The sequence below is a fragment of the Pseudomonas sp. NY15374 genome, assembly GCF_048068255.1.
In the GTDB taxonomy this organism is placed as follows: Bacteria; Pseudomonadota; Gammaproteobacteria; order Pseudomonadales; family Pseudomonadaceae; genus Aquipseudomonas; species Aquipseudomonas machongensis.
The window spans coordinates 60,710-85,749 of record NZ_JBLUPZ010000017.1 but is presented as its reverse complement, the minus strand read 5'-3'; the positions used below and the strand labels follow the sequence as shown (position 1 = coordinate 85,749).

The 25,040-nt window shown below is 65.5% G+C and carries 18 protein-coding genes; 16 read left to right on the top strand and 2 right to left on the bottom strand.

Annotated elements, in window-relative coordinates:
- The first annotated feature begins 144 nt into the window (after positions 1–144).
- The 16 genes from ACNFHO_RS26080 to ACNFHO_RS26005 all read left to right on the top strand — a co-directional run bounded on the left by ACNFHO_RS26080 (position 145) and on the right by ACNFHO_RS26005 (position 19,207).
- Entirely contained in the window at positions 145–1,623 is a 1,479-nt protein-coding gene (locus tag ACNFHO_RS26080; RefSeq protein WP_416767828.1) for a RimK family protein, read from the top strand.
- Positions 1,624–1,635: 12 nt separating this feature from the next.
- Entirely contained in the window at positions 1,636–2,568 is a 933-nt protein-coding gene (locus ACNFHO_RS26075; protein ID WP_054894285.1) for a magnesium transporter CorA family protein, read from the top strand.
- Positions 2,569–2,986: 418 nt separating this feature from the next.
- The gene (gene gabP, locus ACNFHO_RS26070; protein ID WP_063546206.1) at positions 2,987–4,378 is read left to right on the top strand and encodes a GABA permease; all 1,392 of its coding nucleotides are present in this window, start codon (positions 2,987–2,989) and stop codon (positions 4,376–4,378) included.
- A 148-nt stretch (positions 4,379–4,526) separates the two neighbouring features.
- Positions 4,527–5,552, top strand: coding sequence for a PDDEXK nuclease domain-containing protein (locus ACNFHO_RS26065; RefSeq protein ID WP_416767827.1), 1,026 nt, complete (start codon positions 4,527–4,529; stop codon positions 5,550–5,552).
- A 249-nt stretch (positions 5,553–5,801) separates the two neighbouring features.
- The gene (locus ACNFHO_RS26060; RefSeq protein WP_416767826.1) at positions 5,802–7,151 is read left to right on the top strand and encodes an NAD(P)/FAD-dependent oxidoreductase; all 1,350 of its coding nucleotides are present in this window, start codon (positions 5,802–5,804) and stop codon (positions 7,149–7,151) included.
- A gap of 12 nt (positions 7,152–7,163) precedes the next feature.
- Positions 7,164–8,594, top strand: a complete 1,431-nt coding sequence (locus ACNFHO_RS26055) for a gamma-aminobutyraldehyde dehydrogenase (RefSeq protein WP_232233631.1) — start codon at positions 7,164–7,166, stop codon at positions 8,592–8,594.
- Between the two features lie 98 nt (positions 8,595–8,692).
- Positions 8,693–9,721: an ABC transporter substrate-binding protein gene (locus ACNFHO_RS26050; RefSeq protein ID WP_416767825.1), complete on the top strand. Its 1,029-nt coding sequence runs from the start codon at positions 8,693–8,695 to the stop codon at positions 9,719–9,721.
- A 50-nt stretch (positions 9,722–9,771) separates the two neighbouring features.
- Positions 9,772–10,803 (top strand): ABC transporter substrate-binding protein, encoded by a 1,032-nt coding sequence (locus ACNFHO_RS26045; RefSeq protein WP_112899221.1) that lies wholly within the window; start codon positions 9,772–9,774, stop codon positions 10,801–10,803.
- Positions 10,804–10,872: 69 nt separating this feature from the next.
- A complete protein-coding gene (locus ACNFHO_RS26040; RefSeq protein ID WP_063546196.1) occupies positions 10,873–11,955 on the top strand; it encodes an ABC transporter ATP-binding protein in 1,083 nt (360 codons plus the stop codon).
- Positions 11,952–12,836: an ABC transporter permease gene (locus tag ACNFHO_RS26035; protein WP_416767824.1), complete on the top strand. Its 885-nt coding sequence runs from the start codon at positions 11,952–11,954 to the stop codon at positions 12,834–12,836. The genes ACNFHO_RS26040 and ACNFHO_RS26035 overlap by 4 nt, the downstream gene beginning before the upstream one ends.
- Before the next feature lie 4 nt (positions 12,837–12,840).
- Entirely contained in the window at positions 12,841–13,662 is an 822-nt protein-coding gene (locus ACNFHO_RS26030) for an ABC transporter permease (RefSeq protein ID WP_054894290.1), read from the top strand.
- The gene (locus ACNFHO_RS26025) at positions 13,659–15,122 is read left to right on the top strand and encodes a 2Fe-2S iron-sulfur cluster-binding protein (protein WP_416767823.1); all 1,464 of its coding nucleotides are present in this window, start codon (positions 13,659–13,661) and stop codon (positions 15,120–15,122) included. The genes ACNFHO_RS26030 and ACNFHO_RS26025 overlap by 4 nt, the downstream gene beginning before the upstream one ends.
- The gene (locus tag ACNFHO_RS26020) at positions 15,119–16,288 is read left to right on the top strand and encodes an NAD(P)/FAD-dependent oxidoreductase (protein ID WP_323452673.1); all 1,170 of its coding nucleotides are present in this window, start codon (positions 15,119–15,121) and stop codon (positions 16,286–16,288) included. Before ACNFHO_RS26025 ends, ACNFHO_RS26020 begins: the two co-directional genes overlap by 4 nt.
- A gap of 89 nt (positions 16,289–16,377) precedes the next feature.
- Positions 16,378–17,169 carry an IclR family transcriptional regulator gene (locus tag ACNFHO_RS26015; RefSeq protein ID WP_054894293.1) on the top strand — a complete coding sequence of 264 codons (792 nt, stop codon included), beginning with the start codon at positions 16,378–16,380 and terminating at the stop codon, positions 17,167–17,169.
- A 180-nt stretch (positions 17,170–17,349) separates the two neighbouring features.
- Complete coding sequence (locus ACNFHO_RS26010) at positions 17,350–17,709, top strand: RidA family protein (protein WP_054894294.1); 360 nt, start codon at positions 17,350–17,352, stop codon at positions 17,707–17,709.
- A gap of 4 nt (positions 17,710–17,713) precedes the next feature.
- Positions 17,714–19,207, top strand: coding sequence for a CoA-acylating methylmalonate-semialdehyde dehydrogenase (locus tag ACNFHO_RS26005; protein WP_416767822.1), 1,494 nt, complete (start codon positions 17,714–17,716; stop codon positions 19,205–19,207).
- A gap of 149 nt (positions 19,208–19,356) precedes the next feature.
- Here the strand turns inward: ACNFHO_RS26005 and ACNFHO_RS26000 are convergent, their stop codons facing one another.
- Positions 19,357–21,198 carry a peptide transporter gene (locus tag ACNFHO_RS26000; RefSeq protein ID WP_416767821.1) on the bottom strand — a complete coding sequence of 614 codons (1,842 nt, stop codon included), beginning with the start codon at positions 21,196–21,198 and terminating at the stop codon, positions 19,357–19,359.
- 8 nt (positions 21,199–21,206) lie between these two features.
- Entirely contained in the window at positions 21,207–25,040 is a 3,834-nt protein-coding gene (locus ACNFHO_RS25995) for a filamentous hemagglutinin N-terminal domain-containing protein (RefSeq protein WP_416767820.1), read from the bottom strand.

Sequence of the window (25,040 nt, the reverse complement as noted above, 5' to 3'; positions counted from 1 at the left end):
ATAGAAGCGTGTGTCCCAAACACAGGGCTTCAGGCAATGTCTTCGTTTCAAGAAACCTTATCGACCGGCTCCGAGGAAAGTGCGTTATCCGGCGTGCACGCTGCGAGTTATCCGCCGACGGGCACCCCCAAGTCAAGTCAATTGATGATTATCGTGGAGCGCCGTGAAGACTGGGCTTCGTACCTTCCAAGCGAAGATATGATGACCGCTCAGGAATACCTCGAACAATCGCCAGATCCTTCGCCAGGTCAACGTGTGCAAGTTATAAACTTGTGCCGAAACTATAAGTATCTGGGCCACGGTTATTATTGTTCTTTATTGGCCGAGGCCCGGGGTCATCATGTCATTCCGTCTGTAAAAAGTATCAGCGAACTGACGCGCAAGTCGTTATATGGGTTGGCGCTGGATGAGATGGCAGGCCGCCTGGAAAGTGCGTTGGTCAATCACCCTTATGGCGAAACCGAAGGTTTCACCTTGAGCCTGTATTTCGGTCGAACCGATCTGGAACCGCTGCAGGACATCGCTCGGCAGTTGTTCGAGGCGTTTCCCTGCCCGATCCTGCTGGTGGAGTTTCGCAAGACCACTTCCTGGCACATCGCCGGGGTCAAGGCCGGGGCGTTGCACAAGTTGCGGGAAAACCAGCAGGACCAGTTCGCCAACGCCCTGGACGGTTTCAGCCGCAGGATCTGGCGCCAGCCACGCTCACGGCGGATGGCGCGCTACGACCTCGCCATCCTGCATGACCCCGACGAGGCCCTGCCACCGTCCAATGCCAAGGCGCTGGAGCAGTTCATCAAGGCCGGCCACCGCTTGGGTATCGATGTCGAGCTGATCGAGCGCAAGGACTATGCGCGCCTGGCCGAATACGACGCCTTGCTGATCCGTGAAACCACCAGCGTCGACAACCACACCTACCGTTTCGCCAAGAAGGCCGAAAGCGAAGGGCTGGTGGTGATGGACGATCCGGCATCGATCCTGCGTTGCACCAACAAGGTCTATCTGACCGACCTGCTGCGCAGCAACCGCCTGGCCATGCCGGCCAGCGAGATTCTCTACCGCGACAACCCGCAGGACCTGGAGCGGGTCGGCGAGCGCCTCGGTTTCCCATTGGTGCTGAAGATTCCTGACGGTTGTTTTTCCCGAGGGGTGATCAAGGTCAAGGACCAGGCCGAGTTGCTCGAGGCGACCAGCGAGCTGTTCGAGCATTCGGTGCTGCTGCTGGCCCAGGAGTACCTCTACACCGAATACGACTGGCGTATCGGCGTGCTCAACCGCAAGCCGATCTTTGCCTGCCAGTACTTCATGTCCAAGGGCCACTGGCAGATCTTCAACCACCAGGCCAAGCGCGACGAGGTCAACGGCGAATGCCGCACCCTGGCCGTGCACGAAGCGCCACGGGCGGTGGTGGAGTTGGCGGTCAAGGCCGCCAACCTGATCGGTGACGGGCTGTACGGGGTGGACCTCAAGCAGGTGGGCGAGCGCGTGGTGGTCATCGAGGTCAACGACAACCCCAACCTGGATGCCGGCATCGAAGACGCCTACCTGCACGAAGATCTCTACACCCTGGTACTCGAAGAGTTCATCCGCCGCCTGGAGCAGAAGCGCCGCGGCCAGGCCTGGTAACGAGGATTGAGCATGATCACCTGCTATACCCTGGCCCACGGCCAGTTGCGCGAAGGTGACGGGCTGGACAGCGAGGTGCTGCTGTTCGTCGACCCCGACAGCGCCGAGCGCGAACTGCTGCAGGCATGGTTCCACCTGGATGCCCACGCCCTGGCCTCGGCGCTGGACCCGGACGAGGTGTCGCGCATCGAGGCGCATCGCGACGGCCTGTTCCTGATCTGGAAGCGCCCGCAGAACTACTCCGGTGGTGACAGCTTCGCCTTTCAGGTGTCCTCCTTCGGCCTGTTGCTGGATGACCGTCGCCTGGTACTGATCGCCCCGGACAGCTCGCCCCTGGACGGCCTGGGCAATCGCCATGCGCTCGAGCGCCCGCTGGATGTGCTGCTGGGCATCCTGCTCGACAACCTGCACCACTACCTTGGCCACCTGAAGGTGATCAAGCTGGTTGGGCGCGAGTTGCAGCAGCGCTTCGAGCAGTCGCTGGAAAACCGTCACCTGATGCAGATGTTCAACCTCAGCGAGAGCCTGATCCACTACATCAACGCCATCCATAGCAACGGCGCAGTGCTTGCCCGCCTGCGCAGCCACGGCGAGAAGCAGCATTTCGACGCCGCTGCGCTGGCGCTGATCGACGACCTGGTCATCGAGAACACCCAGTGCCACAAACAGGCCGAGATCTACTCGATGGTGTTCGCCGGGCTGATGGACGCGCGCGGCAACCTGGCCAACAACGCGATGAACGAAACCTTGCGCAAGCTCACCCTGATCAACGTGGTATTCCTGCCGCTGAACCTGATCGCCAGCATCGGCGGGATGTCCGAGTTCAGCATGATGACGGCCGGGGTGCCGTGGTGGGCGTCCTATTCGTTGCTGGTGCTGGCGATGATGCTGCTGGGGGCGGGAATGGTACTGGGGCTCAAGCGCATGGCGCGGAGGATGGCATGAGCAATCTGCAGATAGGGCTGTGCGTGGTGTCGGTGATCGTGATCTTCGCGGTGGTGAACTACTACTGGGATCACCGTCGCGACCAGTAGCAACTGTCTTGCTCAAAATCTGAAGGTCCAGCCCAATTCCTGTGGGAGCGGGCTTGCCCGCGAAAAAACTTTCGCGGTGGATAGCATCGATTTGACCCGCCTTCGCAAGTCCCGGTGTCGTGATCGAACAGCTTCATGGCGCGCTGGAACAATTTGCCCTGCACCCGCGCTGTTTGAATGAAGCCGATCTCGACGCCGCCGCTCGCCCAACCCGTGAACAACGTCAATAAAATCACTTGAGCCGCGTGCAACTCATTGTCCAGAAAGGAGATAGTTTTCGCCTACGCCTGCCCGTCCTTCCTTGTGTCAGCAAAAAGAGAACAAGATCAATGAACACCGTGGGAACTGATGGCAACCTTGCACAAGGTTTCAAGCCACGTCATGTAACGATGCTGTCCATCGCCGGCATCATCGGTGCAGGACTTTTCGTCGGCTCCGGACACGCCATCGCGGCTGCCGGGCCCGCCACCATTCTTTCCTATTTCGTCGCCGGCACGCTGGTCGTGCTGGTCATGCGCATGCTCGGCGAAATGGCCGTCGCCCATCCCGACACCGGATCGTTTTCCACCTACGCCGACCAGGCCATCGGCCGTTGGGCCGGCTACACCATCGGCTGGTTGTACTGGTGGTTCTGGGTGCTGGTCATTCCCATCGAAGCGTTGGCCGCAGGCCATGTGCTCAACGCCTGGTTCCCGCAGGTCGATAGCTGGATCTTTGCCCTCGCATCGGTATTGCTGCTGGCCTGCACCAACCTGTTCAGCGTGGCCAAGTACGGCGAGTTCGAGTTCTGGTTCGCGATCCTCAAAGTCACGGCGATCCTGGGCTTCATCGGCCTGGGCTTTGCCGCGCTGATGGGCTGGTTGCCCAACCGTGAAGTCAGTGGCCTGAGCACACTGATGAGCGAGCACGGCGGCTTCGCGCCCAAGGGCTGGTCGGCGGTGATCGGCGCCTTCATCACCGTGATGTTCAGCTTCATCGGTACGGAAGCGGTGACCATCGCCGCCTCCGAATCCAACGACCCGGCGCGCAACATCGCCAAGGCCACCCGCTCGGTGATCTGGAGGATCAGCACCTTCTACATCCTGTCGATCTTCGTGATCATCTCCGTGGTGCCGTGGAACGATCCGCAGCTTGCGGTGGTGGGCTCGTACCAGCGGGCGCTGGAGATCATGAACATCCCCAACGCATCGTTCATGGTCGACCTGGTGGTGCTGATCGCCGTGACCAGTTGCATGAACTCGTCGATCTACATCGCCTCGCGCATGATGTTTTCGCTGGCCAAGCGCGGCGACGCCCCGGCCATGCTCAAGCGCACCTCGAAGGTTGGCGTGCCGCGTGCGGCTGTGTTCGGCAGCACGCTGATCGGGGCGGCCATCGCCATCCTCAACTACTTCGCCCCCAAGGGCGTGTTCGAGTTCCTGCTCGCCAGTTCTGGCGCCATCGCCCTGTTGGTGTACCTGGTGATCGCCATCTCGCAACTGCGCATGCGCCGGCGCCTGGAGCGCGAGAGCACGGAACTGAAGTTCCGCATGTGGCTGTTCCCCTGGCTGACCTGGGGAGTGATCGTGTTCATCAGCTGCGCGCTGGCAGTGATGATGTATACCGAGGAGCACCGCGCGGAAGTCAGCGCCACGCTGAGCCTGGCGATCCTCATCTCGTTCCTCGGCATCGTCACCACGCGCGGGCATGACCGCAAGGTAGCGGTGCGGTCGATGGGCTAGGCAGGGCGCATGTAACGGTTTATGACGAGGGGCGCTTTTACCAGGCGCCCCTCTGTCGTTTACCACAGCGACCTCGGAGCGGTCCGACATCTTTAGGATGCACCCCTGGATAGGCTTCCTGGCTTCGAACCATGCCAGGAACCCTTCGATGAAAGACCCACAACAACATGACCACGCAACCACCGCCGCTCCCGCCAGGGAGGAGCGCTTCGACGAGGTCGTGAGCCTCATCCACTCGGCACGACAACGCTGCATGCAAGCCGTAAATACGCAGCTCATCGAGCTGTATTGGCAGGTCGGTGCCTACATCAGTCGCAAGATCGAGAATGCCGAATGGGGCGACGCCGTGGTCAGCCAACTGGCCGCCCACCTGGCGCGCACGCAGCCGGGTTTGCGTGGTTTCACGCGACCGAACCTGTTCCGTATGCGCCAGTTCTTCGAGGCCTATCGTCACGACGAGGTTGTCTCACCGCTGGTGAGACAACTGCCGTGGACCCACAACATGATCATTCTCGGGCAGAGCCGACGCGTGGAGGAGCGAGAGTTCTATCTACGGATGGCCATCAAGGAGGGATGGTCCAAGCGCGAACTGGAGCGCCAGATGAAAGCCGCCCTGTTCGAGCGCAGCGTTGCCGACCCGCTCAAGGCATCAGCCTCTCTTGCCCAGGCCCACCCGCAAGCCCTCTCGGTGTTCCGTGACGCCTACCTGCTGGACTTTCTCGACCTTCCCCAGGGGCATGCCGAAGCCGATCTGCACAAGGGCCTGCTGCAGCGCTTGAAGGACTTTCTCGTGGAGCTTGGCCGCGACTTCTGCTTCGTTGGCTCGGAGTATCCACTGCAGGTCGGTGGGCGTGACTTTGCCGTGGATCTGGTGCTGTTCCATCGCGGGCTGAACTGCCTGGTCGCGGTGGAGCTGAAGGTCGGGCGCTTCGAGCCCGAGTACATGGGCAAGCTGGATTTCTATCTCGAGGCGCTGGATCGCAACGAGCGCAAGACCCATGAAAACCCTGCCATCGGCGTGCTGCTGTGCGCCAGCAAGCATGACGAGGTGGTCGAGTACGCGCTCAACCGCAGCCTGTCACCGGCCCTCGTCGCCGAGTACCAGACCTGCCTGCCGGACAAAGCGCTGCTGCAGGCCAAGCTGCAAGAGTTCTACGCCCTCGACGCCCGCTGACCCTCCCCCGAAACCGACTCGATACCTGTCTAAACGCCAGCCCAACTGCTGTAGGAGCGGGCTTGCCCGCGAACACGGGCGTAGCCCGTGCCAGGCAGCGCGATGTCTTTTTCTCGGGCAGCCCGCTCCTGCAGGTGCGCCGGAGCTATCACCACTCGTCAAATAATCAATTGACGAATATCAAATTCACTATTAGCTTAACCATTAAAGCGAACAATAAATATCGCACAGCGATACGTGAGGCTTGAATTGTACGATCCATTGGTTGATGCGAACCCAGGCCGGGCCCAGCCCCATGCGCCGTCCTACTGGGCCGATACTGCAGGTTCGCCGGTCGCCGACGATGGCCCGGTGCGTGGCAACGAAGACGTCGAAGTGGCGATCATCGGTGCCGGCTACACCGGCCTCAGCTGCGCGCTGCACCTGGCCCGCGAGCACGGGGTGCGGGCGGTGGTGCTGGAGGCGAACCAGACTGCCTGGGGTTGCAGCGGACGCAATGGCAGCTTCGCGCGCATTTCCGGTGGCCGCGTACCGCTGGCTGCACTGATCGAGCGCTACGGCGCCGACACCGCGCGCCAGTACTTCAACGAGATGCGCCTGGCGCTGGACACCACCCGCGGCCTGATCCGCGACGGCAACATCGACTGCGACGCGCAGCCGGATGGCGTGTACAAGGTCGCCAGCAAGGCCATTCACGTCGAGTCGCTCAAGCGCGAAATGGGCCTGTACAACGACCTGCTCGACTACCCGGCCCGCTTCGTCGAAGCCGCCGACCTGCAGGCGGTACACGCGGGTGCCGAGTCGTTCGGTGCACTGCACATGCCCGACGGTTTCAGCATGCATCCGCTGAAACTGGCCTGGGGCGTACAGCGCATGGCCCGCGAGGCTGGCGCGCGGGTGCACATCGGCTCGCCGGTGACCGCCTGGACCAGCAGCGCGCTGGGCCATCGCCTGGTTACGCCAGGCGGAGTGATCACCGCGCGCAAGGTGGTGGTCGCCACCAACGGCTACACCTCGCGCCAACTGCACCCTGCACTGACCGGGCGGATCCTGCCGGTGCATTCGCAGATCATCGTCACCCGGCCGATGAGCGCCGCCGAGAAGCAGGCCAGCCTGCCGGGTGCCGACTGCATGTTCGACACCCGCAACCTGCTGTTCTATTACCGCCGCCTGCCGGACGATCGCATTCTCTTCGGCGGTCGCAGCGCGGTGAACGGCCGCGACGCGGAAAACCCACTGCACCGCGAGCGCCTGCTGGCGGCGCTGTGTCGCAAGTTCCCCGCGCTGCAGGGCATCGACGTGGATTACAACTGGGGCGGCTGGGTCGCGGTGACCAACAACTCGCTACCGCACTGCTACCCGATCCAGGGCGTGGCCAATGCCTACACCGGCGGCGGTTATGCCGGCAGTGGCGTGTCGTTCTCGCTGCAGACCGGCAAACGCCTGGCGCAGATGGCCTGCGGTGAAGCCCGGCCCACACCGGTGCCGTTCCTGCACCAGGCGCCCAAGCCGTTCCCGTTCCAATCCTTCCTGCGTGTCGGCCAGCGCATGGCCTACGCCTGGTATCGCTTCAAGGACGCCGAGCGCGCGTCCGTCTAACTGGAGAGCGTCATGATCTATAGCGAGTACCTTATCGACGGTGAGCTGGTGCGCGGGCAGGGCGACGAGTCGCCGATCCTGGCCCCAGCCGACGAGCGTGTGCTGCATGTGCTGGCCGATGCCTCCCCGGCCCAGCTGGATGCCGCCGTCGATGCCGCCGAGCGTGCCTTCACCGGTTGGGCGCGCACACCACCGCGCCAGCGTGGCTACCTGCTGCTCAAGCTGGCCGAGCGCATCGAAGCCGACGCCCAGGCGCTCGGCACCCTGGAAAGCCAGAACTGCGGCAAGCCGCTGCAAAAGGCGATTGGCCACGAAGTGCCGGCGGTCGCCGATGTGTTCCGCTTCTTCGCCGGGGCTGCGCGTTGCCTGCCGGGCAGCGCCGCCGGTGAATACGTCGCCGGTAGCACCAGCATGATCCGTCGCGACCCGCTCGGCGTGGTCGGGCTGATCGCGCCGTGGAACTACCCGCTGCTGATGGCCGCCTGGAAGCTGGCCCCGGCCCTGGCCGCAGGCAACACCGTAGTGTTCAAGCCGTCCGAGCTGACGCCACTGAGCGCCCTGTACCTGGCGCGGCTGTGTGCCGAGATCTTCCCGCGCGGGGTGGTCAACATTCTCTCCGGGCGCGGTGCCACCCTCGGCGCGCAGCTCAGCGCCCATCCCAAGGTGCGCATGGTCTCGGTCACCGGTGACATCGCCACCGGGCAGGCTGTGGTCCGCGCCGCTGCAGGCAACCTCAAGCGCACCCACCTGGAGCTGGGCGGCAAGGCGCCGGTGCTGGTGTTCGCCGATGCCGACATTCCGGCTGCAGTGCGCATGATGCGTACTGGGGGTTACTACAACGCCGGGCAGGACTGCACCGCAGCCTGCCGCGTGTATGTCGCCGAGTCGGTGCGCGAGCAATTCCTCGAACAGCTGGCTGCCGAGGTCTCGACCCTGCGTACCGGGCACCCGGAAGATCCGGCCAGCGACTTCGGCCCGCTGATCAGCCGTCGCCAGCAAGAGCGCGTGCAGGGCTTCGTCGAGCGTGCCGCGGCGCTGGCGCACAGCGAAGTGCTGGTCGGCGGCAAGGTGGTCGATGGCCCGGGCTTCTTCTTCCAGCCGACCGTCATCGCCGGTGTGCGCCAGGACGACGAGATCGTGCAGAAGGAAGTGTTCGGGCCGGTGGTGTCGGTCACGGCGTTCGACGATGAAGAGCAGGTGCTCACCTGGGCCAACGAAAGCGAATACGGCCTGTCGGCCTCGGTATGGACGCGCGATGTGAAGAAGGCCATGCGCACCGCCAGCCAACTGCAGTACGGTTGTGTCTGGGTCAACCAGCACATGACCCTGGCCACCGAGATGCCCCATGGCGGGCTGCGCCAGTCGGGCTACGGCAAGGACCTGAGCCTGTACGGTCTGGAGGATTACACCAGCGTGCGGCACATCATGATCGACATCGGCTGAGGCCGAGCAACCACACAACAACAAGCAGGGATGACTGCAGGACTGGATGTCCAGACGTTTCGCCAACTGTCTAACTACAACAAATGCAGGGGTTGAACATGAAACGATTCGAATGGCGTGCAGGCACCGTGGCGGTATTGCTGGGGCTGTGCACCTGGCAGGCCCACGCGGCCGAAAGCGTGACCTTCGCCGGCTGGGGTGGCGCCTTGCAGGACGCCGAACGCAAGGCCTACCTGGAGCCCGCGGCGAAGAACCTGGGCATCGCCGTCAAGGAAGACAACATGGACGGCCTGGCGGCGGTACGCGCCCAGGTGATGTCCGGCAAGCCCAAGTGGGATGTGGTTGAGCTGGCCTCCAACGACTGCATGGTGGCCGAAAAGGAAGGCCTGACCGAGCCGCTGGACTTCTCGGTCATCAAGACCGAGGGCGTCGATCCCAGGTTCTACGGCAAGAACTGGATCGCCAGCCACGCCTATTCGACGGTCCTGGCCTGGAGCACCGAAGGCGGTGCCACCAAGGCCCAGACCTGGAAAGACTTCTTCGATCCGTCCGTGAAGGGGCCGCGCGCCCTGTACCGCAACCCGTTCACCACGCTCGAAGTGGCGCTGCTGGCCGACGGCGTGGCGCCCAAGGATCTTTACCCGCTGGACGTCGAGCGCGCCTTCAAGGTGCTCGAGCGGATCAAGCCGCAGGTGGTCAACTGGTGGAGCAGCGGCACCGACTCGGCGCAGTTGCTGCGCAGCCATGAGGTGGATTTCCTGGCTATCTGGGCCTCGCGTGTCGAAGACCTGAAGAAGGCCGGCCAGCCGGTGGACTACACCTACGACAAGGCGCTGCTCGACTATGACTGCGTGGTAGTGCCCAAGGGCGCGCCGAACAAGGCCCAGGCCATGAAACTGATCGCGCAGATCATGTCGCCGCAAAGCCAGGCCATGCTTGCCACGCTGATCCCCAATCCGCCGGTCAACAGCAAGGCCTTCGACACCGGCATCATCCCGGCGGAGCTGGCCAGCAAGCTGCCCACGGCACCTGCCAACGTCGACAAGGTGGCCTTCTTCGACCCGGCCTGGTGGCAAGGTCGCCAGGCCGAACTCCAGCAACGTTTCGACCTGTTCATCCAGAACTGATCGACCTTTCCGCGCCCGCTGCGAACGGGCGCGCACCTGGAGAAAAGCACATGCACAAACACATGATCAAAGGCGCTGCGTTCAGCCTGCTGGCCAGCGCGCTGTTCGCTGCCACGGCACATGCCGACGGTGGTATCACCTTCGCCGGCTGGGGTGGCGCCCTGCAGGACGCCGAGCGCAAGGCGTACCTGGAACCTGCCGCCAAGGCGCTGAACATTGCCATCCGCGAAGACAACATGAACGGCCTGGCCGCCGTGCGCGCCCAGGTGATGTCGGGCAAGCCGAAGTGGGACCTGGTCGAGCTGGGCATCACCGACTGCGTGCAGGCCGAGAAAGAAGGGCTGTCCGAGCCGCTGGACAAAAGCGTGATCGATACCCGTGACATCGACCCGGCCGTGGTCGGCAACAACTGGATCGCCAGCCATGCCTACGCCTCGGTGGTGGCCTGGGCCAAAGACACCGGCAAGCCGGTGGCCCAGACCTGGCAGGCGTTCTTCGACCCCAACGTCAAAGGCGCACGGGCCATGTACACCAAGCCCTGGCAAACGCTGGAGGCCGCGCTGATCGGCGATGGCGTGGCCCCGGCGCAGCTGTATCCCCTGGACATCGACCGCGCGTTCAAGGCCCTGGAGCGGATCAAGCCGCAGGTCGTCAACTGGTGGAGCGCCGGTGCCGATTCGGCGCAATTGCTGCGCAGCCGCGAGGTGGACTTCCTGGCGATCTGGAACGGGCGCGTGGCCGAGGTGGCCAAGTCCGACGATGCGGTCGACTACAGTTTCGATGGCGCCATCCTCAGCTACGACTGCCTGATCGTGCCGCGCGGTGCGCAGAACAAGGACCTGGCCATGCGTGTGATCAACCAGATCATGCAGCCGACCAGCCAGGCGACGCTGGCGACCTTGATCCCCTACGCGCCGGTCAACAGCCGCGCCTACGAGGTCGGCCTGATCAGCGCCGAGCAGGCCAGTCGTCTGCCGACCTCGCCGCAGAACATTGCCAAGGTGGCGAAGATCGACCCGCATTGGTGGGTGCAGAACCAGCAGGCGGTGCAGCAGCGTTTCGAGTTGTTCATCGCCCACTAGGACGAGGCGGGCCGTGCTGGCCCGCGTCATAACCCGTGTTCCGTGCCGCTTGCGGCCCCGAGTCTGACCATGTCTGAAGATACGAAGCTCTCGACCTCCATCGACATCGAGCATGTCACCAAGACCTACGGCAGTTTTGCCGCGCTCGATGACGTCTCCCTGAACATCCGCAGTGGCGAGTTCCTGTCGCTGCTGGGCTCGTCCGGTTCGGGCAAGACCACCTTGCTGATGGCCCTGGCCGGCTTCGTGCGCCCGGACGCCGGCAGCATCCGCTTCGGCGGGCGGGAAATGGTGTTCGAGCCGCCGCACAAACGCGACCTGGGCATGATGTTCCAGAACTACGCACTGTTCCCGCACATGAACGTTTTCCAGAACGTCGCCTACCCGCTGAAGTTGCGCGGCTACAGCCGTGACGAGATCCGCAAGCGGGTTGGCGAGGCGCTGGAAATGGTCGAGCTGGACAAGCTGGTCGGGCGGCGCATCGACGAGATGTCCGGCGGCCAGCGCCAGCGTATCGCCCTGGCCCGGGCGATCGTCTTCGAGCCGAAGATCCTGCTGATGGACGAGCCGCTGTCGGCGCTGGACAAACGCCTGCGCGAAACCATGCAGCTGGAGATCCGCCGCCTGCACGAGCGCCTGGGCATGACCGTGGTCTACGTCACCCACGACCAGCGCGAGGCACTGACCATGTCCGACCGCATCGCGGTGATGAGCCAAGGCCGGATCCAGCAGATCGATACCCCCGAAAGCCTCTATGAACGCCCGGCCAACCGCTTCATCGCCGAGTTCGTCGGCGAGTCGTCGTTCCTGCCGGTGGCCATGCGCGAGGGCAGGGCGTGGTTCCGCGACCAGCCGTTGCAGGCGGTATTCAGCGAAGGCTGCCTGAACAACCCGAGCATCCTCCTGCGCCCCGAGAAACTGCGCTTCGTCGATGACGGCCAGCAGGGCCTGAACCTGTTCCGTGGGCAGGTCCACGACGTCATCTACCAGGGCGAAAGCCAGTTGCTGCAAGTGGACCTGGGCGAAGGCACGCAGGTGTCGATCCGCCGCCCCTCGCGCAGCTCCTCCGGTGACCGCCTGCCAACGCGTGGCGATCGCGTGGTGCTCGGCCTGCACCCGCAGGACAGCCTGATCGTGGGGGACTCGGCATGACTGTGCTCAACCTGCAAGGCGCGCTGCATGGCCAGGCCCTGCAACGCGCGGGCAAGCGCCACGGCTGGTTCCTGCTCTCGCCGATGCTGCCGGCACTGCTGCTGGTGCTGGTGACCTTCGTGCTGCCAATCGGCTGGCTGTTCGGCCTGTCGCTGTTCGATGCCGACGGCAACCTCAGCGCCGAGAACTACACGCGCCTGCTGCAACCGATCTACGTGCTGGCGTTCACCCAGACCTTCAAGATCGCCCTGATCGTCACCGTGGTCTGCGTGTTGCTCGGCTATCCCTACGCCTACTTCATGGTCCACGCACCGCGCCGCCTGGCGGGCCTGGCGATGGCGCTGCTGCTGATCTCGCTGTGGACCTCGCTGCTGGTGCGCACCTACGCCTGGCTGGTGCTGCTGCAGCGGCGCGGCCTGGTCAACGACGTGTTGACCTCGCTGGGCATCGTCGACGCGCCGCTGGCGCTGGTGCACAACCTCACCGGCACGGTGATCGGCATGACCCACATCATGCTGCCGTACATGGTGCTGCCGTTGTATGCGGCGATGAAGAGCATCAACCCGCTGTACCTGCAGGCCGCCTCGACCTTCGGCGCATCGCCGGTGCGGGCGTTTCGCGATGTGTTCCTGCCGCTGTCGCTGCCGGGCCTGGCTGCGGGCGCGACCTTGGTGTTCGTGCTCAGCCTGGGCTTCTACGTGACCCCGGCGCTGCTCGGTGGCGGCAAGGTGCAGATGCTGTCGATGCGCATCGAGAGCGATGTGTCGATGTACGCCAACTGGGGCGCTGCCTCGTCGCTGGGCGTGGTGCTGCTGGTGGCCACCCTGCTGATCCTGTTCATCGTCAAGAAGATCGCCGGCCTGGGCCGGCGCAGCGAGTGAAGCCATGAACCGACCCCTGAACCACTGGCTGGGCCTGGCCGCCCGCCGCGCCTGGCTGTACTTGCTGGTGCTGGCGATCATGGTGTTCCTGCTGACGCCAACCCTGATCGTGCTGCCGATGTCGCTGTCGGATGCGCGCTACCTGAGCTTTCCGCCCAAGTCGCTGAGCCTGCAGCCGTTCTTCAGCTATTTCGCCTCGATCGAGTGGCAGAGCGCTACGCGCATCTCGCTGATCACCGCGACCCTGACCATGATCCTGGCCACCACCCTGGGCACCGCGGCGGCCTACGCCCTGCACAACAGCCAGCAACGCTACCTGGGTGTGCTGCGCGGGTTGATGATGGCGCCGATGATCGTACCGTCGATCTTCATCGCCATCGGCCTGTTCTTCGTCTATGCGCGGCTCGACCTGAACAACAGCATTCCGGGGCTGGTGCTGGCGCACACGTTGTTGGCACTGCCCTACGTGATCATCAACGTCGGCGCCGGGCTCAAGAGCTACGACATGACCCAGGAACACGCCGCCTGCATTCTTGGCGCCAGCCGCCTGCGTGCATTCTTCGACGTGACCCTGCCGCAGATCCGCTTCTCGGTGGTGTCTGCGGCCATGCTGGCGTTCGCCGTGTCGCTGGATGAGGCGGTGATCTCGCTGTTCATCAGCGGCGGCGACAGCGCCACGCTGACCAAGCGCATGTTCAGCTCGCTGCGTTCGGAGATCGATCCGCTGATCGCCGTGGTCGCCACCTTGATGACGCTGTTGTCGATCATCATGCTGGCGGTCAGCCTCACTGCGCAGCGTCGTGCCCAGCGCCGGAGCGAGTCATGAGCCTGCGCCTGCCAGGCGCCAGTGGCGCGCCGCTGAGCTTCAGCTGGAATGGCCGCCGCCTGCAGGCCCTGGCTGGCGACAGCGTCGCCCAGGCACTGCTGGCCAACGGCATTCGCGGCCTGGCCTGGACGCGCAAGGCGCACCGGCCCATGGGCCTCTCGGGGCTCTACACCACGGGCGTGCTGGCGCGTGTCGATGGTGTACCCAACGTGCGCCTGGACCAGTGCCTGGTGCGCGAGGGCATGCAGGTCAGTCGGCAGAACAGCTGGCCGAGCCCACGCTTCGATCTGCTGCGCCTGGCGCGGCTGGTGCCGTCCGGCTGGATCAAGGGCGGTTTCGAACAGAGCAACCTGGTGCCCAGTGGCGGCCGACTGTTCCAGCCCTGGGAGGCGTTGCTGGCGTTCCTGGCCGGGGTGGCCGAGCCCGCCGACCAAGGCTTCGCCGGCCCACCTCCGCCAGGCCAGCGGCTGCAAGCCGAGGTGTTGGTGATCGGTGCCGGGCCTGCTGGCTGCGCAGCGGCCAACCGGGCTGTGCAGGAGGGGCGCGAGGTGCTGCTGGTGTCCCGTGGCGAGTCGCCCGCGCGCTATGCCCGGCAAGCCGGTGCTGCGCTGCCGACGCTCGATCCGCGGGTGCGCTGCCTGTTCGGGGTGGAGGTGTTCGGTGCCTACCGTGAAGGTCGCCTGCTGCTCGGCGCACCGATCGATTCTGCACGCGGCGCCGTGGCTCTGGAGGCCGGCGAGGTGGTCCTGGCCACCGGGCGCAGGGTGGTGCCGTCCTTGGTCGCCGGTGCCTGGCTGCCCGGGGTGATGGATGCGCGCACGGCCCTGGCACTGGCCAGCGACCGCCGCATTGCGCCGGGCAAATCGGTAGTCGTGCTTGGCGACGGGCAACAGCAGGCCTTGGCCAACCGCCTGCGCCAGTTGGGGGTGCAGGTGGTGGCCGTGGCCGAGGTCAGTGAGCTGCAACGGATCATTGGGCACAACCGGGTCAGGGCTGTGCAACTCGAGCGCCTGCAGCCCTGCGATGCGCTGGTGCTGGCCGGCCCCGGGCTGTTCGACGACAGCCTGAGCTTCCAGGCCTCGGCCAGTGGGCGGCTGCAACTGGTCGGTGCGCGTTCTTCGCTACGCCGCGCAGGCAGCGCCGCCGAACCGGACCCGGCGCTGGCCCCCGCGCAGGATGCTGCCGTGTTGCTGTGTCCCTGCTTCGACGTATCCGGACGCGAGGTCGATGAACTGCTGGAGCAAGGCATCGACGACCTGGAGGTGATCAAGCGCCTGACCTCCTGCGGCATGGGCCCGTGCCAGGGCCAACCGTGCTGGGACTCGCTGCGAGCCTACGTCGCCGGACGCCTCGGCGTGCCCGTGCTGCAACTGGCCCGACCGACCCTGCGCCCGCCGCGCCGGGCCCTGACCGTGGCCCAGGCCGCCGGTCTTTGCGACGTCGTGGAGCCTCTGCAATGAACCTGAATGCCCCGCTGCCCAAGCGCTGCAGCATCCTCATCGTCGGCGCCGGCATCCAAGGCCTGTCGCTGGCGTTCAACCTGGCCGAGCGCGGCGTGCGTGACATTCTCGTGCTGGATGCCGGCTACTGGCAGGGCGGTGCGTCGGGGCGCAACGGCACCCTGATCCGCGGTGCCTTCAGCTCGGTGGAGTGGACGCGCTTCTTTGCCTACTCCAACCAGCTCTGGCATGGCCTGTCGCGGCGCCTGGGCGAGAACGTCATGTACTCGATGCGCGGCTACAGCATGATCGGCGAGCGCACGGCCACCGCCGAACTGCTGCACCGTACCCGCGAAGTGCACCGCGAATGCGGCATCGATTCGCAGCTGCTCGACCCGGCACAGTTGCGCAGGGTGCTGCCGGCCCTGGCCCACGAACGGGTCAGCGCCGCCCTGCATCTGCCGGGCAGTGGCGTGGCACCGCACCATGCGGCGATGCATGCCTATCACAAGGCCTGCGAGCGCCTGGGCGTGACCCTGCGCTATCGCACGCCGGTCGCGGCCATCGACCGCAGCGCGGGCCGCGTCAGCGGCGTGCGGGTAGGGGAGCAACGCATCGATGCCGACGTCGTGGTGCTGGCCGGTGGCGCCAACAGCAATGCCCTGGCGCAGATGGCCGGCGTGCCGCTGGAGGGTTACCCGATGCGCCTCGAAGCCATGGCCCTGGAGCCGACCCGCCCGCTGATCGGCCCGGCCGTGGCCCTGCTCGACCGGCTCTGCTACATGCACCAGACCGCCCGTGGCGAAGTGGTGGGCGGCGCCGAGGTGGCCGAGCGCCCGCAGGACACCCTCAATGCCGACGTCCCGGTGATGGCGGCGACCGCGAAGGCCTACATGGAGATGTTCCCGCAACTGGGCCAGGCGCGTATCCTTCGCCAGTGGGCCGGGCTGGTCCACATTTCGCCCGATTTCGGGCCATTGCTGGGGGCGCATCCCGCCTTGCCGGGGCTGTTCGTCAGTGCCGGCTGGTGCTACGGCCATGCCGGGGCGCCGGCGGCCGGCGAGCTGCTGGCCAGGGCCATCGTCGAAGGGACGGTGGACGAACGCATGAAACCCTTCGCTGTCGAGCGCTTCGTACAAGGGCGTCCGGTGGTCGAGCCGGGCATCGTGCTGAGTCATTTCGAATGAACAACCGTGAATGGGAGCATCCTTTCGCGGCGGCCGAGCCGGCCGTCCGGGTTGCCTCCCTCAGAGCTGTCAAAAAAGGATCGAACGCCATGAGCGCCGCTGAAGAATCGCCCCTGTTCGTCACCGCCCTGTCCAAGGGGCTGGCGGTCGTCACTGCGTTTCGCAGTGGCCGGCCGAGCATGAACCTGGTCGAGCTGGCCGAAGCCACGGGCCTGAACAAGAGCACGGTGCAGCGCTCGGTGTACACCCTCGAAACCCTCGGCTACCTGGCCAAGGATGCCGTGACCAAGCGCTATCGCCTGACCCCGCGCTCGCTCGACCTGGGCTCGGGCTACCTGCAGACCAGCGAGCTGGTCGAGCGCGCCAACCCCTACCTGCACGAGCTCAACCGCGACACCGGCGAGAGCTGCAACCTGCTCGAGCCCTGCGGCATGGACATGCTCTATGTGGCGCGCTTCCCCAGCCACAAGCAGATCCCGATCCACGTGCCATTGGGCCGTCACCTGCCGATGTACTGCACCGCAGCCGGCCGTGCCTACCTGGCGGCGCTGCCGGAGCGCGAGAGCGAGGCCATCCTCGATGCCTCGCAGCTGATCGCGCACACCTCCAGCACCGTGACCGACCGCGAGCGTCTGCGCGAGATCATCGCCAATGCGCGCAAGGACGGCCATGCCTTCGCCAGCGAGCAGTACTACGTCGGTGACATCAGCGTGGCGGCGGCGGTGGTCAATGCCGATGGCTACCCGCTGGGCGCGGTCAACGTCGCCGTGCCGCTGGGGCGTTGGAGCCTGGAGGAGGCCAGGAAGGACCTGGCGCCGAAGGTGATCAACACCGCGCGTTCGATTGCCAGTGCCGTGCGCAGCCTGCGCCCCTTGACCTGATCGATACCCCGTAAACCGGGGTCGCTGCGCGCCCCAATCGCGGGACAAGCCCGCTCCCACACGAACAGCTTTTGTCGGTAGGAGCGGGCCCCGCGATGGGCCTCGCAGCCACTCCACCCATGCCAACGCACCCCCGTATGCGTGACGGCCCCCGTTTGTCCGAAATAACCTGGAGTCCCCATGTCCATCCAACGTTTCCAGCCCAACAACAACCGCCTCAGCCACGCCCTCGTGCACAACGGCATCGTCTATGTCACCGGCCAAGTCCCGGCCGACCGTACCCAGGACGTGCGTGGCCAGACCGCCCAGGTGCTGGCGCGCATCGACGAGCTGCTCGCCGAGGCCGGCTCCGACAAGTCGCACATCCTCTTCGCCCAGGTGTGGCTCAAGCACGCCGTGCAGGACTTCGCCGAAATGAACGCCGCCTGGGACGCCTGGGTGCCGAAGGATGCACTGCCAGCCCGCGCTACCGTCGAGGCCAACCTTGCCGCCGAGAATATCCTCGTTGAAATCGCCGTTCAGGCCGCAGTCAAGGAGTAAGGTCATGGCGACGATCAAGCATCTGATCCACGGCGAATCGGTCGCCAGCGGCGGGCGCACTGCCGAGGTGTTCAACCCCGCCACCGGCCAGGTCATCCATCAACTCGAACTGGCCAACCGTGCCACCGTGCAGGCGGCCATCGATTCGGCCAAGGCCGCGTTCCCGGCCTGGCGTAACACGCCACCGGCCAAGCGCGCCCAGGTGATGTTCCGCTTCAAGCAACTGCTGGAGCAGAACGAGGCGCGCATCGCGCAGATGATCAGCGAAGAGCACGGCAAGACGATCGAGGATGCCGCTGGCGAACTTAAGCGCGGTATCGAGAACGTCGAGTTCGCCTGTGCTGCGCCCGAAATTCTGAAGGGCGAGTACAGCCGCAACGTCGGCCCGAACATCGACGCCTGGTCCGACTTCCAGCCCCTGGGCGTGGTGGCCGGTATCACGCCGTTCAACTTCCCGGCGATGGTGCCGTTGTGGATGTATCCGCTGGCCATTGTCTGCGGCAACGCCTTCATCCTCAAACCCTCGGAGCGCGATCCGAGCTCGACCCTGTACATCGCCCAACTGCTGCATGAGGCTGGCCTGCCCAAGGGCATCCTCAACGTGGTGCATGGTGACAAGGAAGCGGTGGATGCGCTGATCGAAGCACCGGAGGTCAAGGCCCTGAGCTTCGTCGGTTCGACGCCAATCGCCGAATACATCTATGCCGAAGGCACCAGGCGCGGCAAACGCGTGCAGGCGTTGGGCGGGGCGAAGAACCATGCGGTGCTGATGCCCGATGCCGAGCTGGACAATGCGGTCAACGCGTTGATGGGCGCCGCCTACGGCTCGTGCGGCGAGCGCTGCATGGCGATCTCGGTGGCGGTGTGCGTGGGCGACCAGGTTGCCGATGCGCTGATCGCTAAACTGCAGCCGCAGATCAAGGCGCTGAAGATCGGTGTCGGCACCCAGTGCGGCCTGGACATGGGCCCTCTGGTGACGGCGGCCGCACGCGACAAGGTGCTGGGCTATATCGACGATGGTGTCGCGGCAGGGGCCGAGCTGGTGGTCGATGGTCGCGGTTTCTCGGTGGCGGGCAACGAGAACGGCTACTTCGTTGGCGGTACCTTGTTCGACCGGGTGACGCCGCAGATGCGCATCTACCAGGAGGAGATCTTCGGGCCGGTGCTGTGCGTGGTGCGCGTGCAGAGCCTGGAGCAGGCCATGCAACTGATCAACGATCACGAATACGGCAATGGCACCTGCATCTTCACCCGCGACGGCGAAGCTGCGCGGCTGTTCTGCGACGAGATCGAAGTAGGCATGGTGGGTGTGAACGTGCCGTTGCCGGTGCCGGTGAGCTACCACAGCTTTGGTGGCTGGAAGCGCTCGCTGTTTGGCGACCTGCATGCCTACGGGCCGGATGGCGTGCGCTTCTATACCCGACGCAAGGCGATTACCCAGCGCTGGCCGCAGCGCAAGAGCCACGAGGCGTCGCAGTTCGCGTTCCCTAGCCTTTGAGGATGATCTGACTGGCGCTTTCGCGGGCAAGCCCGCTCCTACAGGTTTATGAGCAGCCCCTCAAATGTTGGACACCCGTCCACTTTTTGGGGGCCGCTCATGTGGGAGCGGGCTTGCCCGCGAAAGGGCCGGTCAGGCCACCACAACACTCAGCTACGGCACGCCAGCAACGCCAGCAAATGCTCGGCAAAAATCTCCGGCCTGCCCTCGAACAACCGCTGTAACGGCTTTCCACTCCCCAGATGCCCATACAGCGCGCCACGCTGCGTCGGCTCGCTCACCATGCGCACTGCCGCCTCGATGTACTGCTCCACCGTCGCGGCAATGGTCCACCCAGGCAACCCCGCCCGCCTGAACAACCCCTCGTCGATATGCTCGAACACCTCCGGCCCGGTCTTGCACACCCCCGGCAACCCCAAGGTGAAGGCGTCGATGATGCCGTTGGTGTTGCCGAACGGAAACGGACTGAGGAACAGGTCGCAACGGTCGAAGGTGTCCAGGTACTGCGCATAAGGCTGGTGCGGGTGCACTACGGCATCCGGGACATAGCGGCGGATCAGGCGCTGCAGCTGCGGATAGAGCAACCCCTGCGCCTGGCCGATGAGAAAGTGCAGGCGCACGCGGCGGCCATGGCGCTCGCTGCTGCGCTCGACGATCTGCTGGCAGGCCTGGAGAAACTTCGGATTGAGCTTCATGGTGGTGGCCGCCACGGCAATGGCCACCTCGGGGCTGTCGAGGCGTTCGCGGGCACCGAGCCTGACTTCGATCGCCGAGGGGCGGTACGGCTGGCCGTCGCTCGGCAACAGCAGCAGGCGCTCGCTGAAGCACGCCGGGTCGCCGACGAAGTCCTCCTCGACACTGATGTAGTCCACATGCCGCGAGCCGGTGGTCGCCGGGTGCCCGAGCGCGGCCACCTGCAACGGCGCCAGGCGCAGGTTGGCGACGAACAGGGTGAGCGGGAACATGCCGACACTGGGCATGTACAGCACCTGCGGGCGCGCTTGTTCGGCGAGGCTGCGCACCTGGCGCACGCAGGCGAGCAGGTCGTCCGGGGCCTTGAGTTCGATGAAGCGGTCGAACACCTTGCGCCCCAGTTCGTCGACATTGCTGGCATAGCCGACTGCCCACAGCTCGAAATGCTCACGGGCCGCTTCCAGGGTCCGCGAGTGGGTGCGGTAGATTGAATGAGCACCGGAAAACCATTCCAGCACCACCAGCATGCGCGGCTTGCCTTGGCGCGTGCTGGCTGGCGCAGGCAGCGAGGCGATGCCTTCGGCGTCCAGCTTGCGCTCGATCAGGCGGCAGATCGAACGCTTGATGCGGTGACGCTGCGGCAGGTCAGCGTAGCTGCAGTGCATGTAGACGTCGTGGATGATCGCCAGCGGCAACTGATCGAGGCTGTCGAGGCTGTCCAGCCGTTCGGGCAGCCAGGCCAGCAGCGCCTCGCGCTTGGAGTGCGCCGCAGGCGTGCCGAGAAAGCGCGGCGACAGCAGGGCCATGAACAGCGCCATCGCCAGTTGCGGGTTCTGCGTCCACAACAGTTCCACATCCAGCGGCAACTGCGACTCCGGCGAGTAGAGGATGCAGAACTTCACCCGTTGTTCCGGCGCCACTTCGAAGCGCTGGCTGTCCTGGCCGTGCAGGTTGAGGGTGCGCAGGATGTGGTCGGCGTTGATGAAGGCGCTGGCGGCGAACAGCGCCGACAGCCAGCGCTGGAAGTTGATCAGCTGGTCGAAGCCACCGGGGCTGATCTGGAACTGCGGATCGCTGAACAGCGCGCTGATCGCACAGGTCAGGCGCGTCAGCACGTGGGCTTCGAGTTCGTCCTCGGGCACTGCCGGCGACACCGACAGCCTGAACTCCCCGGACAGCTTGCCGTAGTGGCGGTCGATGATCAGCAGCAGGCGCACCAGCTCGCGCGCCGCCTCCTCGTGCTGGCGCGTGTAGCAGAGCTGTTCGAAGTGTTCCAGCGCGAACGGGGTCTGGTTCATGGCGGGCCTCAGTCTTGCGCGAGCGTGTCGTCGCCGAGCAGGGCCAGGTCCAGCTGGATCTGGTCGAGCTGCGGCTGCAACGGCGTTTGCCGGTAGTCAGGGTAGAGCACCTGGCTCCAGTTGGCGTTGGCCATCTGTTTTTGCTGGTAGCCCCGTACATCGGCGCTGCTGCGCTCGAGCAGCGTGGCGTTGACCCGCCCGCCCAGGCGCTGCACCACCGCGCCGCCGTTGGCGGTGAGGGTGGTGCTGTCGCTGCCGTGGACGATATAGGCGCCGCTGTCGCTGTCGGCATCGATCAGCAGCACACCGTCGTCGACCTGCAGCAGGTTGCTGCCGCTGGCGAAGTTCAGCGCCGTGCCACTGTCGCTGTGGGCGGTGAGCGTCAGGTTGCCGTGGCCAGCGGCGATCAGGCTGTTGGCACCGCTGCCTGAGCCGTTGAAGGTGATGCCGGTGGCGCCGTTGCTGCCGGAGCCGCTCAGGCTGATATCGCCACCTGCCGACTGGATCATCACGCCATTGGGCCCGGTGCGCAGGAATACGCCGTTGCCGCTGGCGCCGCCGTCGCTGCGCCCGTTCAGGCTGATGGCGCCATCCTGGGTGGCGATGGTGACCGAGCTGCTGGCGCTCGAAGGGTAGAAGTGGATGCCGTTGGCCTGCTGCGAATAGCCCTGGAGGCTGATCGAGCCGCTGCCGTTGGCGCGCAGGTCGGTCTGCCCGGTGAGGATGCTGATGCCATGGGCAGCGACCGCACTACCGTCGAGGCTGAGGGTGCCGTTCTCGACGCTCAGGCGGTTGATGCCGCTGCTGTAGAAGTCGATGGCATCACCTGCGGCGGTAGCGCGGCCGACCAGGCTGACATTGCCGGAGCCGGTGGTCTGGATGATGTTGGTGACGCTGAGCAGGGCGATACCGTGGTCGAGTTCGTCGTTGTTGGGCGAGTGGAAATGGCCGTCGAGCAGGATGTTGCCGCCGTTGGAACTGATGCGGTTGGTCGAGGCGGTGCCGCTGCCGCCCAGGGCGATGGCATCGGAGGTGCCGACCGAGTCGCCACGCAGGGTGATGTTGCCAGTCCCTGTGGTGATGGCTACGCCGCGCGAGCTGCCGGTGGAGTTGAGGAAGATGCCATAGCCGCCCCAGCTGTTGCTGCTGGTGCCGCTGATCAGCACATCGCCGCTGTCGCTGCCCAGGTCGATGGCGGCGCCACGGCCGGATGGCGCGATGTCGACGCCGCGCCCCGAGGCGCTGGTGCCTTCCAGCACCAGGTTGCCGCTGGCGCTGTTGACGCGGATGTTCGAGTAGTCGCCGCTGGCATCCAGGTAGAGCGCACGGAACGAGCCGGAGCCGGTGTTGATCACCGCGTTGTCGGCCCTGAGCCGCACGTCGCCGGCGCTGCTGGCGATGTTGATGCGTGAGCCCGGTGTGTTGGCGTTGCCGTTGCCCGCCGCGATCAGCGCCAGGGCCGGGGTGCTGCCGCCAGTGGTGTCGCCTTCGACGGTAATGTCGCCAGCGCTGGTCAGGTTGATCGAAGCGCTGGCGCCGGTGACGTTGAGCGCGGTGCCATAGCTGCCGCCGCTGTCGCCACCGAGCACGATGCGCCCGCCGTTGTCGCCGCGCAGGTTGACCGCGCCGGTGCCGGAGGCGGCCACATACAGGCCGCGGTTGCTGGCGCTGCTGCCCTTGAGCGTAAGCGTACCGCTGCCCACCGAAAGATTCTGCGTGGAGCCTGCGGCGGTGGAGCAGACCAGCACGCCGAAACCTAAGACGGCATTGCCGCTGAGGGTGACATTGCCCGCGCCGCGGGCGGCGATGTTGTTGCTGGTGCTGAACACCCGCGCGCCGTTGCCGCCGCCGAGGTTGTCGGCGCTGATGGCGATCGAGCCTGCGCCGTCGGTGAGCAGGTTGCTGCCGCCGGTGAGGATGAAGGCATCGCCTGTGCCGCTGGTGCTGGCCTGGCGGGCAATGATGTTTATGTTGCCGCCACCGGCATCCAGGGTACTGCCGGAGATGTTCACCGCCGTGGCGCTGGCGCCTGATGCCAGGGTGCTCGAGGTCGCGCCACGGAGGCTGATGTCGCCGCCGTTGGTGGTGATCCGCGTGCCGTTGCTGATGGCCACGCCCGTGCCGTTGCTGACGTTGGTGCTGGCGTAGCCGTTGACCGGGTCGGCCGCGCTGCCGAGGGTGAGCTTGCCGCCGTTGGTGTTGATGGTGGCGTTGTTCAGGGCGATGGAGCCGTTGCCGCTGTTGTTGAAGTTCGACAGCATCGAGACGTTCAGCGACTTGCCGTCGGCGTTGCTGATGCTGGTGCCGTTCATGTTGACGTTGCGGTGGGCGATCAGCGTCAGACTGGCATTGCCTCGGGCCTTGACGTTGTCCAGGACGTTGATGTCGCCGGAGGTGCCCGCCCCGGAAGAGGTCTGCACGATGATATTGGCACCTTCGCTGAGCGAAGCGTTGAGCGTCGCCGAGCTGAGGTTGGAGCTGCGCCCGGCGTTGGGGGTGAACGGGCTGCTGCTGGAGGTGCCATTGCTGGCACCGCTGGTGATGTTGATGTTGAACGGATCGAGCAGCCAGGTGCCGCCCTGGCCGGACGCTGCCGCCAGGTTGACCAGGCCGGTGACGTCCAGCGCGTTGCCGGAGGTCTCGACCAGCCCGCCCTTGCCGGCACCGGCGCCCGTGGCGCTGATCACTCCTTCGAAGCGGGTGCTGTCACGCGACCAGAGGATGACCTTGCCACCGTCGCCGTCGCCCAGTGCGTTGGCCTCGATGCGCGCATCCTCGCCCATGTAGGTCGCCGTGGCCTGGTGCAGCGGGCCGCTGCCCTGATAGTCGCCGCCCAGCAATACGGTGCCGCCGCCGGTGCTGCCGGAGGTGTCGATGTGGCCTTGCTCGAACAGGCCGACGTATTCGCCGGTCAGGGTCACGTTGCCGCCATGCTCGCCTGCGCCACGGCCGGAGGCGTCGATCACCCCGCTGTTGGCGACCACGCCATTGTCGCCGCCGTCCAGGACGATCCGGCCGTTGCGCTGTTGCAGGCTGCGCGCCTCGATCACGCCTTCGTTGTTGACCACGCTGCCGACCATTGCATCGCTGGTGCGCGCGCTCATCAGCACGGTGCCGCCATCGGCCTGCAGCAGGCCGCGGTTGGCGACGCTGGCACCGACCGCCGCTTCATCGACCTGCAGGTTGATCAGGCCGTCGCCGTTGTAGTCGAGGGTAATCTTCTCGCCGCCGCCGAGCACCACCGAGCCCATCCGCGCGATCACCGCGCCTTCGTTGCGCACCTCGCCGCCGAGCAGGGCAACGCTGCCACCGTCGGCGGCGCGCAGGGTGCCCTGGTTGATCACCGCGCCGCGCTGGCCGTCACCCTGGAAGCGCAGGCGACCGGCCTTGAAGTCGTCGTCGTTGATATCCAGGGTACTGGCGACCAGGCCGCCGACGTTGACCGATGCACCGTTGCCGAACAGCACGCCGCTGGGGTTGATCAGGTACACCTGGCCGTTGGCGTTGAGCTGGCCGAGGATCTGCGAGGCGTCGCTGGCGGTCACCCGGTTCAGTGCGACCGCCGAGGCGTTGGGCTGGTGGAAGTTGACCTGGGCGTCCTTGCCGATGTTGAAGCGCTCCCAGGTGGCGATCAGCTGCTGGCTGTTCTGGGTCACGTCCAGCACATTGCCGGCCTGGCTGATGCCGCCGCTGCCGGAGGTGATCTGGCCGTTCGTTGGCAGGGCGCCTGCGTCCAGCGCCATGGCGTGCTGCGGCATCAGGCCGTGCACGGCGCAAAGTACCGCGAGGGCCAGGGGTTTGAGTGTCGGTCGTTGGCGACGACGGGAAAGGGTGGCGTGCAT

Excerpts from the sequence above, each read along its gene's own strand:
- ACNFHO_RS26080 (WP_416767828.1), top strand. The coding sequence starts at position 145 with ATGATTATCGTGGAGCGCCGTGAAGACTGGGCTTCGTACCTTCCAAGC.
- ACNFHO_RS26075 (WP_054894285.1), top strand. The coding sequence starts at position 1,636 with ATGATCACCTGCTATACCCTGGCCCACGGCCAGTTGCGCGAAGGTGAC.
- gabP (WP_063546206.1), top strand. The coding sequence starts at position 2,987 with ATGAACACCGTGGGAACTGATGGCAACCTTGCACAAGGTTTCAAGCCA.
- ACNFHO_RS26065 (WP_416767827.1), top strand. The coding sequence starts at position 4,527 with ATGAAAGACCCACAACAACATGACCACGCAACCACCGCCGCTCCCGCC.
- ACNFHO_RS26055 (WP_232233631.1), top strand. The coding sequence starts at position 7,164 with ATGATCTATAGCGAGTACCTTATCGACGGTGAGCTGGTGCGCGGGCAG.
- ACNFHO_RS26050 (WP_416767825.1), top strand. The coding sequence starts at position 8,693 with ATGAAACGATTCGAATGGCGTGCAGGCACCGTGGCGGTATTGCTGGGG.
- ACNFHO_RS26045 (WP_112899221.1), top strand. The coding sequence starts at position 9,772 with ATGCACAAACACATGATCAAAGGCGCTGCGTTCAGCCTGCTGGCCAGC.
- ACNFHO_RS26040 (WP_063546196.1), top strand. The coding sequence starts at position 10,873 with ATGTCTGAAGATACGAAGCTCTCGACCTCCATCGACATCGAGCATGTC.
- ACNFHO_RS26035 (WP_416767824.1), top strand. The coding sequence starts at position 11,952 with ATGACTGTGCTCAACCTGCAAGGCGCGCTGCATGGCCAGGCCCTGCAA.
- ACNFHO_RS26030 (WP_054894290.1), top strand. The coding sequence starts at position 12,841 with ATGAACCGACCCCTGAACCACTGGCTGGGCCTGGCCGCCCGCCGCGCC.
- ACNFHO_RS26025 (WP_416767823.1), top strand. The coding sequence starts at position 13,659 with ATGAGCCTGCGCCTGCCAGGCGCCAGTGGCGCGCCGCTGAGCTTCAGC.
- ACNFHO_RS26020 (WP_323452673.1), top strand. The coding sequence starts at position 15,119 with ATGAACCTGAATGCCCCGCTGCCCAAGCGCTGCAGCATCCTCATCGTC.
- ACNFHO_RS26015 (WP_054894293.1), top strand. The coding sequence starts at position 16,378 with ATGAGCGCCGCTGAAGAATCGCCCCTGTTCGTCACCGCCCTGTCCAAG.
- ACNFHO_RS26010 (WP_054894294.1), top strand. The coding sequence starts at position 17,350 with ATGTCCATCCAACGTTTCCAGCCCAACAACAACCGCCTCAGCCACGCC.
- ACNFHO_RS26005 (WP_416767822.1), top strand. The coding sequence starts at position 17,714 with ATGGCGACGATCAAGCATCTGATCCACGGCGAATCGGTCGCCAGCGGC.
- ACNFHO_RS26000 (WP_416767821.1), bottom strand. The coding sequence starts at position 21,198 with ATGAACCAGACCCCGTTCGCGCTGGAACACTTCGAACAGCTCTGCTAC.
- ACNFHO_RS25995 (WP_416767820.1), bottom strand. The coding sequence starts at position 25,040 with ATGCACGCCACCCTTTCCCGTCGTCGCCAACGACCGACACTCAAACCC.